The sequence below is a fragment of the Hyalangium sp. genome (assembly GCF_045802625.1).
Taxonomy (GTDB): Bacteria; Myxococcota; Myxococcia; order Myxococcales; family Myxococcaceae; genus Hyalangium.
The window spans coordinates 113369-122807 of sequence record NZ_JBJMQP010000124.1; the positions used below are offsets into that span (position 1 = coordinate 113369).

Sequence of the window (9439 nt, forward strand, 5' to 3'; positions counted from 1 at the left end):
GAGCACCTCCTGTTCCAAGGTGCGCTCCGTCCACGCGCATGTCATCCGGTGGTCCGCTCGTACGGCCGCATGCCCTGCCAGGGGGCATGGGAGCTACGTCCGAGGCCGTGGACGGACCCTACCCAGGAGGGAGGCCGCGCGGCACAGGATGTCAGAGGTTGGATGTACGCTGCATCCATGAGCGAGCACATGGGCGAGGCGTGGGGGTGGAGCGGTTGCGACAACGGAACCAGGGCTGCATTCTGAGGGCATGAGCGACACGCCACCCCGGCGAGAGGCCTCCTTCGAGGACCTGGAGAGCGTCCCGCCCCACTGCGTGGGAGAGATCGTCGGCGGTGAGCTGTATGTGAGCCCGCGTCCAGCCTCGAAACACGCCCGAGCCAGTGGCCGACTGTTTCAGGCGCTGGCTCCCTTCGACAGGAGCTCGGGAACAGAAGGGCTGGGTGGATGGGTGCTCCTCATCGAGCCGGAGCTGCACTTGGGAAAAGACGCGCTCGTGCCGGACCTCGCGGGGTGGAGGCGCGAGCGCATGCCGGAGCTGCCCGATACCGCCGCGTTCTCGCTCGCGCCGGATTGGGTCTGCGAGGTGCTATCGCCCTCCACGGAGGGACTGGACCGCGCCCGGAAGATGGGGGTGTACGCCCGCGAGGGTGTGAAGCACCTGTGGCTGGTGGATCCGCGTCTTCAGATGCTGGAGGTCTACCGGCTGGAAGAGGGGCGCTGGTCACGCCTGGGCGCGCACCTGGATGACACCCCGGTGCGTGCCGAGCCCTTTGAAGCGCTCGAGCTGAAGCTGGGCCTCCTGTGGGAGCGCTGAGCTGGCGTCACTCCTGTGGAGTACCCAGGCAGCGGCCCATGGGCAGAGTCCACAGCTCCTCGCCGTGCGCGGCGTCCGTGGCGGTGAAGAAGATGTCCCCGCCCGAGCGGACGAACCCGTGGGGATCCGAAGCAGTCACTCCTGGAGCGAACTCCGTCAGCGGCAGTGCGCCTCCCGCCGTGCCATCGCTCATCCAGGACTCGCGGCCGTGTTCGGAGCTCTCCGCCGAGAAGAACAGCCTGCCGGACAGGGCCGCCAGCTCCCGAGGCGATGCGCCCGGAGCGCCCGGCCCCAGCTCCTGGAGCAACACGGTACCCTGGGCCGTGCCATCGCTGCTCCACAGCTCGCGCCCGTGGATGCCATCGTCCGCGATGAAGTAGAGCCGCCCCCCCAGCACCGCGAATGAGCCGGGCGCCGAGCCCGCCGCACCGCTCCGCAGGTCCTTCACCCTCGCCGTGCCCCGGGCCGTGCCGTCGCTGCTCCACAGCTCCTCGCCGAGCGGATCTCCTGGCCTCCCGTCCTTGCCTGCCCCGGCGCTGAAGAAGAGCGTGTTGCCGAGCGCCGTCAGGTCATGCGGGTAGAGCCCAGGGAAGGAGCGCAGCTTCTCCGCGGGCGTACCCTGGCTCGTCCACAGGCTGGCCTCGCCTTCATTGCCGTCGACGAGGAAGAAGAGGCGGGAGCCCACCGCGGTGAGCGAGAAGAGGAAGTGCTCCTGGGGAGCGGAGAAGACACGGGTGGCGCCGGGGGCGCCCAGGCTGCGCCAGAGGTGGACGGAGCGCCCCTCGTTGGCGACGAAGTAGAACGCATCACCGGCCCGGCTCAGCCGCCTCGGGTTGGAGCTGCCGGGACGGCCCGGCGCGGAGAGCTCCTCTCCCGGGTAGAGATCCTCGACGAGGAAGGTCCCATCCGGCGTGCCATCGCTGCGCCACAGCTCGTTGCCGTGCACCCCATCCTCCGCGGCGAAGTAGACGACCTCCCCGACGGCGAGGAGCTCCTCCGGCGCCGAGCCGAGCGCTCCCGGCCAGAGGTCCCTCACCATCACCGTGCCTTGGGCCGAGCCATCGCTGACCCACAGCTCGCGTCCATGCACCGCGTCGTCCGCGGTGAAGAAGAGCTTGTCCCTCGCCACGGTGAGAGAGCGCGGGCTCGAGGTGGCCACACCCGGCCGGATGTCCTTCACCAGGGAGGCGCCAGCCTCGCCGGGGCCGCTGCTCCTCCAGAGCTCACGCCCGTGCACTCCGTCATCCGCGGTGAAGAAGAGCGCGCCCGCGACAGAGACGAGCTCACGGGGCTTCGAGTCCCTCGGGCCCGGGCTGATGTCCGCCCCGAGAAAGGCCGTGGTGTTGCACAGCCTGCGGGCCGAGGTGTCCCGGGTGGAGGGGGAATCCGGGGGAGAGCCACAGGCGGTGCCCAAGAGGGCCGCGAGTACGAACAAACGGCGGATATCCATCAGACAGCCTCCTCTCAGGACGTGGGGACAGACGCGAATGGGGGTGCAATCTGGGTCCGTGTGTCAGGAGCATCCACCTGTGTGAGAGGGCCAGGGACTGGTGCTCAGGCAACAGTGCGTGGGCGCCCGGCCGGGCTACACTCCGCGGCCGTGAACCTCTCCCGGAGTGCCCGCTCGCTGGCGCAATGGCTGCTGCTCGGAGCCCTCGTGGGTGTCCTGTGCGGGGTGGCCTCGGCGGTCTTCCTGTTCCTGCTGGATCAGGCCACCCGCTTCCGCGAGCAGCACCTGGTCGTCGTCTACACGCTGCCGGTGGCGGGGCTCGTCATCGGCGCGCTGTACGCGAGGTGGGGCCAGCCCATCCGGGGCGGCAACAACCTGGTCATCGACACGGTGCACGAGGGCGATCAGCAGATTCCGCTGCGCATGGCCCCCATGGTGCTGCTGGGCACCGTGCTCACCCACCTCTTCGGAGGCAGCGCGGGCCGCGAGGGCACCGCCGTGCAGATGGGCGGCAGTCTGGCGGATGCCCTCGCCCACCGGCTCCGAGTCTCTCCGGACACGCGCCGGGAGCTGCTCGCCGCGGGCATCGCCGGGGGCTTTGGCTCCGTGTTCGGCACGCCCATCGCGGGCGCCGTGTTTGGACTGGAGGTCGTCGTCGTCGGGCGCATGGGCTACGAGGCGCTGCTGCCCGCGCTGGTGGCCTCGGTGGTGGGGGATCTCGTCACGCGCGGGCTGGGCATCGTCCACACCGTGTACCCGGCCCCCACCGCGCTGGCGCTGTCCGCCGGAGTGCTGGCCCGGTGGCTGGTCTTCGCGGTGGCGGTGGCGGCGGTGGCCATCGTCTTCGTCGAGGGGACGCACCGGCTGAAGAAGCTGCTGGAGGGGCGCGTGCCATGGCTGCCGGTGCGGATGGCGGTGGGCGGGCTCGCGGTGGTGGGGCTGTGGAAGCTGGTGGGGACGACGGCGTATCTGGGGCTGGGCGTGCCCACCATCGTCCGCTCGTTCGTGGATCCGGATCTGCCGGAGCTGGCCTTCGCCTGGAAGCTGCTCTTCACGGCCGTCACCCTGGGCTCGGGCTTCCTGGGCGGCGAGGTGACGCCGCTGTTCTTCGTCGGCGCGGCGCTCGGCAACGTGCTGGCGCGGTGGCTGGGGCTGCCGGTGGACCTGGGCGCGGCGGTGGGGATGGCGGCACTCTTCGCCGCCGCGGCCAACACGCCGCTGGCCCTGTCCATCATGGCCGTGGAGCTGGTGGGGGCGAGCGTCCTGCCCCACGTGGTCATCGTCGCCACGGTGGCGTACCTGCTCACGGGACACCGGGGCATCTACCCGGCCCAGCGCATCGGGCGGCTCAAGCACGGCGGACCGTTGCTGTCCCGGCTCATCCCGCTGCGCGAGCTGCCCGTTGAGCCCTCCCAGCCCCAGGAGCCCTCCACGCGGCAGGAGCCCTCGAAGCGCTGATCAGCCCCCGGGCGTGAGCCCCTGACTGCGGTTGACGTAGCATTGGCCCATGGACGTCTTCGACTCTCCGCTGGGAGCAGCGCTCGCGCCCGCCCGCCGCATCCTGCTGGCGGGAGCGGGCGGTGGCTTCGACATCTTCTGTGGCCTGCCGCTCTTCTTCGCCTTGCGAGCCCAGGGCAAGGAGGTGCACCTGGCCAACCTGTCCTTCACCTGGCTGAGCCGGGCGACGGGCCGCCGGCGCTCTCCCACGTGGCTGGAAGTCACGGCGGACTCCACCGGGCCGGAGCACTACTTCCCCGAGCTGCACCTGTGCCGCTTCCTCCGCCGCCAGGGCATGGAGACATCCATCCACTGCTTCGAGCGGAGCGGCGTGAAGCCACTCACGGAGACGTACCGGGCGCTCACCGCGGAGCTGGCTCCCGACGCGGTGGTGCTGGTGGACGGCGGCACGGACAGCCTGATGCGAGGAGACGAGGCCGGGCTGGGCACACCCGTGGAGGACGTGGCCAGCATCCTCTCCGCGAGCGCGGTGGACTGCCCACGCAAGCTGCTGGTGTCCGTGGGCTTCGGCGTGGACACCTTCCACGGGGTCTGCCACGCGGACTTCCTGCGCTCGGTGGCGGAGCTGACGTGGGAGGGAGGGTTCCTCGGAGCCTTCTCGCTCACCCGGGAGATGCCCTCGGTGCAGGCCTGGCGCGAGGCGGTGCTGGAGGTGTTCCGCGCCATGCCCAACCACCCGAGCATCGTCTCCGCCTCGGTGCTGTCGGCCATCGAGGGCCGCTATGGCGATTACCACATGACGCACCGCACGCAGGGCAGCGAGCTGTTCATCAACCCGCTCATGGGGCTGTGCTGGGTCTTCCAGCTCGATGCGGTGGCGCGGCGCCTGCTCTACGCGGACCGGGTCCGGCAGACGGAGTCCCCGCTGGAGCTGGCCTCCGCCATCGAGAAGTTCCGCATGGAGCACCCGAACATCCGCCCGTGGAAGGCGCTGCCCTTCTGAGCGCCCTCAGTTCCCGGAGCGGAGCGAGAAGACGACGGGGATGATGAACGCGGCGTCTGGACGCGAGGCACTCTCGGGCATGGGCTCGAAGGGAGCGGCGGCCTCGATCATGCGGAGCGCCTCGGCGTCGAGCACCTCCTGCCCGGATGAGCGCACCAGCCGTGGCGGCTCCATGAGCGCGCCATCGCGGCGGAGGTGAAGCTGCACCTGGGCCGTGCCCTCCATGCCGAGCCGGGCCGCGCTCGCCGGATAGCGGCGCTGGCGGGCCACCACCGCGGACAGGCGCCGCGCATAGGCCCGCAGGTCCGGGAGCGCCTTGCCGCTCGCTTCACCGTCACCGGCAGCCGGGGTGCCGCGAGAGCCCAAGCCACCACCCGAAGAGGTCTCAGCCCCACTCCCCGGCGCTGCCGACTCGACGCCTGAAGGCCCCTTCGCCTCTCCTCCGGTTGCTGCCTGCGCGACGGATGCGCCCAGAGCCGGCGCAGGGGAGGCCTCGGGCTCGCGCGAGGATGCAGTGGCTGTCGACACGGGCGCGGAGGAAGCCCGAGCCACTTGCCGCATCGGCTCACGTCGCGGCGTGGCCGGTGGAGCGACGGGAGCAACCGTAGGAGACACCACCCCTGAGGCATGGACCTGCGCGCTGGGTGCCCTGCCCACGCCTTCGAACCAGACCATCTCCGCTCGAGCGGAAGACACCCCCGGCATGCCGAGGCTCACCGGCAACGGAGCTGACACCTCATGCATCAGCGCCACGGCGAGCAGTCCGTGCACCACCACGGAAGCCCCCAGAAAGCCCATGAAGCGAGCAGACCGCCCAGACATGGCGCGCTCAGTGCCGGGTCCAGCCTGGGCTGTACGAGGGTGCTGGCATCGTTCAACACTCACGGCGCGGATTGGACCGCCACGCTCTCCGCCGAGTCCACCCGGCGGCGCAGCTCCGGTGAGGCGACCTCGAACCCCTCCGGCAGCATCTTCAGGATGCGCTCGCGCCGCAGCTTGTGGGTCGCCAGCCGCTGCGCCAGCACGGCCCGCTCCTTCTTCGCCTGGGCCTTCTCCTTGCGGCTCGCCGGCTCGGGGCGCGTGTCCAGCAGCGACACCCGCTCGGTGATGGCGTCCACCTCCCGGTCGATGAGCACCGGCTGGATGTTGCGCGCCTCCTTGCTCTTGCGCGTGCGCGCGTTGTTCTCGATCCACACCGGCAGCACCGAGACGTCATCCAGCTCCACCGCCCCACCCTCCTCGCGCCGCACCCAGGACACGCGCAGCAGCATCGAGTCCCGCGTGTCCCCCTGCTTGTCCGACTTGCCCGGCTGGTACGCGTAGAACCGCGACTGGTTCGCCACCAGGTTCCCCAGCGAGTACGCGATGAGCCCCTTGCGCCCCTCCGCTGTCGTGTACGACTCCAGCGGCTGCAGCACGTGCGGGTGGCCCCCAATCACCGCCCCCGCTCCCGCGTCGATGAGCGCCCGCCCCACCTTCTTATCCTCGAGGCTCGGCTGCCCCGCGTACTCCGTGCCCCAGTGCACCAGGACGATCAGCACGTCACACCGCGCCGCCGCCATGCGCACGCGCTCCACCAGCTGCTCCACGGCCACGCCCCGGTGCGCCACCTGCACCGGATAGGGCACGTAGGCCACGTGCGCCTCCGCCGGATCCTTCGGGTTGCTGTAGCCATTCAGCCACCGGGTGAAGGACAGGAAGCCCAACCGCACCCCGCGCACCTCCATCACCACCGGCTCCCACGCCGCCTCCTCCGAGGCCCCCGTGCCCACGTGGCGCAGCCCCGTCTCGTCCAGGTGCCGCAGCGTCTCCAGCATGCCCTCCAGGTGTTGATCCCTCGCGTGGTTGTTGCCCGTGGACACCAGCTTCACCCCCGCCGCCGCCAGCGCGCGCACCATGGACGAGGGCGCGTTGAACAGCAGTTGCCGAGTCACCGCCTTCGGGTTGTCCGTGACGGGCGTCTCCAGGTTCACCACCGCCACATCCGCCGTGCGCAGCACGTCCGTGATGGGACCGAAGACATGATCCCACCCGTCATTGTTGATCGATCGCGGAGGCTCGCCCGCCTTCTCGGCCGGCGCGGTGCGAGCGTGCTCCTGCGCCACCTTCTGCACCTCGCCGTGAGGAATCACGTCCCCGCCGAAGACGAGCTCCACGCGGGCCGGAGCCCCGGGAGCCGTGGCGCACAGCAGAGGAGCGAGCAGGAGGGCGGGAACAAACACGCTCTCCAGCTTAGTCCACTCCCGCGGGCTCGCGGGAAGGTGGGAGCCCCGCGCTCAGGGTCTCCCCCGGATCAGCTCATCCACGAGCCGTCGGTGCGCGCGGTCCACTTGCGCGTCACCTTCTTCAGGTAGCTCCAGAACTCGACGCCGGCCGGGCCGGTGATGTCCCCGTGGCCGAAGCGCGAGTCATTGATGCCGCCGAAGGAGAACGGCTCACGCGGCACCGGCACGCCCACGTTGATGCCCACCATGCCGGCCCGGGCGTTGTCCACCACGTGCTGGGCCACCGCGCCGTTGGTGGTGAACACCGAGGCCGCGTTGCCGTACGGCGAGGCGTGCTGCAGCTCCAGCGCCGCCGACAGCGTGGGCACTCGCACGATGGAGATGATCGGACCGAACAGCTCCTTCTGCGCCGCCTCCATCTCCGGCCGCACCTGGTCGATGATGGTGGGGCCCAGCCAGTTGCCGCCCGCCCACGCAGCGCCCGAGGGCTTCTTGCCGCGCCCGTCCACCAGCAGCTTGGCGCCCTCGGACTCGGCCTTGGCGATGGCCGCCTCCAGCCGCTCCTGCGACGCGCGATCAATCAGCGCGCCCATGCCCGCGCCGACCTCGATCGCGGCGGCGCGGCGAGCCATGTCGTCGATCAGGTTCTGCACGTTCCCCACCGCCACCATCACGCTGGCGGCCATGCAGCGCTGGCCCGCGCACCCGGTGAACGAGTCCAGCACCGCCTGCGGGGTGAACTGGGGGTCCGCGTCCGGCACGACAATGAGGTGGTTCTTCGCGCCGCCCAGCGCCAGCACCCGCTTGCCGCGTGCGGTGCCCTCCGTGTACACGCGCTTGGCCACGGCCGTGGAGCCCACGAAGGCCACCGCCTGGATGTCCGGGTGCGCCAGGATGCCCTCCACCGCCTCCTTGCCGCCGTGGACGATGGAGAAGACGCCGGGAGGAACCCCGGCCTCCAGCAGCAGCTCACCCAGCAGGAGCGAGGTGAGCGGCACCTTCTCCGAGGGCTTGAGGATGAAGGCGTTGCCCACGGTGAGCGCGTTGGGGATCATCCACAGCGGCACCATGGCCGGGAAGTTGAACGGGGTGATGCCGGCCACCACGCCGAGCGGCTCGCGCTTGAACTCGCAGCTCACCCCGCGGCTCACCTCCATGGCCCCGCCCACGTCCAGGTTCTGGATGGAGAGGGCGAAGTCGCACACCTCGATGCCCTTGAGCACTCCGGCGCGGGCCTCGGCCACCGTCTTGCCGGCCTCGCGCGCCGCCGAGTTGGACAGCTTGTCCAGGTTCTGCTCCAGCAGCATGCGGAAGCGCAGCATGCGCGCGGTGCGGTCTCTCAGGCCCAGGGCGCGCCAGCCCTCGGCGGCCTTCTTCGCGGCCTCCACCACGGGGCCCACGTCCGCGGCGGAGGACATGGGGACCCGGCCGATGACGCCGCCGGTGTAGGGGCTGCGCACATCGAGCATCGCGGCGCCCTTGGGCGTCACCCACTCCCCACCCACGAGGTTACGGCCAATGATCGGACTGTCAGGAAGCTGGACGAAAGACACGGGGCTCTCCGGGCGCGGCACGGTGAATTCGCGGATCCTACCCCGGGCGCACGGCTGATCCGCAACCGCTCGCAGGAAGAAGGCCCCCGAGGGCCTGTCCGCCACTCAACCCGGCGCCTCCCTATGGCAGCCATGACGCTGCGCATCATTCCCATGAGCCTGCTGGCCAGGTTGGACGCCTGGAGACCTATCCAGTAGGTTTCATGTGCTATGTGGAATGTACTGCCCTCCCGGTGTGCGCTGCTTCTCGTCCTCGTGGCTTCCGTGGCCTTGGCCCGGAATCCGGACGATAAGAGCAGGATCAGAACCTTCAAGCTGTCGGAGCACCCTGGCCAGTCGACGGAAACCATCTACGTGTCCGGGCAGGTGGCGACCGTTCTGCGCTTCGAGAAGGACGTCGATCCGGCGAAGACGAAGCTGCTGGGGTGGGAGGGGCGATTCGAGCCGCTCCTCGTGGGGAGCAAGAAGGTGGTCATCGAGCCGCTCCGAGATCTTGACCGCGATGAGGCGGTGCCCCTACTCGTCACGCTCGTAGACGGGACCGAGATCCCATTCATCCTGAAGCCACCTTTCACCAAGGATGATGGGGGTTGGGAGGGATGGACCGACCAGCAGGTCAACGTGTTCAAGGATCCCGACAGCTACAACGCAGTCCTCTCGTCCCTCTACGACTCGCTGAAAAAGGAGCGCAAGCTCAGAGGGTGTTGAGCCAAGGCACTCAGGCAAGGCGGCCCAGCATTAGCCGGATCATGCCCAGGTAGACGAACGCTTCGCAGGACTCCTCCGTTCGCTCGTAGTCTCTGGCCAAGCGTCGTTCTCGGCTCAACCACCCGAACGTGCGCTCCACAATCCAGCGCTTGGCCTGGAGCACAAACCCGGGCGTAGGGTCCGAGCGTTTCACGATCTCCACCTCGACCCCGGACTGCTGAGCGA

9 protein-coding genes are annotated in these 9439 nt (G+C 69.9%); 4 read left to right on the top strand and 5 right to left on the bottom strand.

Annotated elements, in window-relative coordinates:
- The first annotated feature begins 250 nt into the window (after positions 1-250).
- Positions 251-817 (top strand): Uma2 family endonuclease, encoded by a 567-nt coding sequence (locus ACJ8AT_RS23760; protein ID WP_407740114.1) that lies wholly within the window; start codon positions 251-253, stop codon positions 815-817.
- A 7-nt stretch (positions 818-824) separates the two neighbouring features.
- Here ACJ8AT_RS23760 and ACJ8AT_RS23765 read toward each other — a convergent pair whose 3' ends face one another.
- Positions 825-2267, bottom strand: coding sequence for an ELWxxDGT repeat protein (locus ACJ8AT_RS23765; protein ID WP_407740115.1), 1443 nt, complete (start codon positions 2265-2267; stop codon positions 825-827).
- 150 nt (positions 2268-2417) lie between these two features.
- Here ACJ8AT_RS23765 and ACJ8AT_RS23770 point away from each other — a divergent pair, with 150 nt between their 5' ends.
- Both ACJ8AT_RS23770 and ACJ8AT_RS23775 read left to right on the top strand, forming a co-directional pair.
- Positions 2418-3725 (top strand): chloride channel protein, encoded by a 1308-nt coding sequence (locus ACJ8AT_RS23770; protein WP_407740116.1) that lies wholly within the window; start codon positions 2418-2420, stop codon positions 3723-3725.
- 49 nt (positions 3726-3774) lie between these two features.
- Positions 3775-4728 carry a DUF1152 domain-containing protein gene (locus ACJ8AT_RS23775; protein ID WP_407740117.1) on the top strand — a complete coding sequence of 318 codons (954 nt, stop codon included), beginning with the start codon at positions 3775-3777 and terminating at the stop codon, positions 4726-4728.
- Between the two features lie 6 nt (positions 4729-4734).
- Here the strand turns inward: ACJ8AT_RS23775 and ACJ8AT_RS23780 are convergent, their stop codons facing one another.
- From ACJ8AT_RS23780 to ACJ8AT_RS23790, 3 genes are all read right to left on the bottom strand, one after another.
- Positions 4735-5094 (bottom strand): energy transducer TonB, encoded by a 360-nt coding sequence (locus ACJ8AT_RS23780; RefSeq protein WP_407740118.1) that lies wholly within the window; start codon positions 5092-5094, stop codon positions 4735-4737.
- A 515-nt stretch (positions 5095-5609) separates the two neighbouring features.
- On the bottom strand, positions 5610-6950 hold the full coding sequence (locus ACJ8AT_RS23785; RefSeq protein WP_407740119.1) for a CapA family protein: 1341 nt from the start codon (positions 6948-6950) through the stop codon (positions 5610-5612).
- Between the two features lie 71 nt (positions 6951-7021).
- Positions 7022-8506 carry a CoA-acylating methylmalonate-semialdehyde dehydrogenase gene (locus ACJ8AT_RS23790; RefSeq protein ID WP_407740120.1) on the bottom strand — a complete coding sequence of 495 codons (1485 nt, stop codon included), beginning with the start codon at positions 8504-8506 and terminating at the stop codon, positions 7022-7024.
- A gap of 255 nt (positions 8507-8761) precedes the next feature.
- Between ACJ8AT_RS23790 and ACJ8AT_RS23795 the strand changes: the two genes are divergently transcribed.
- On the top strand, positions 8762-9214 hold the full coding sequence (locus ACJ8AT_RS23795) for a DUF2381 family protein (RefSeq protein ID WP_407740121.1): 453 nt from the start codon (positions 8762-8764) through the stop codon (positions 9212-9214).
- A 10-nt stretch (positions 9215-9224) separates the two neighbouring features.
- Here ACJ8AT_RS23795 and ACJ8AT_RS23800 read toward each other — a convergent pair.
- The coding region (locus ACJ8AT_RS23800; RefSeq protein WP_407740122.1) for a transposase at positions 9225-9439 on the bottom strand (215 nt) is incomplete at its 5' end.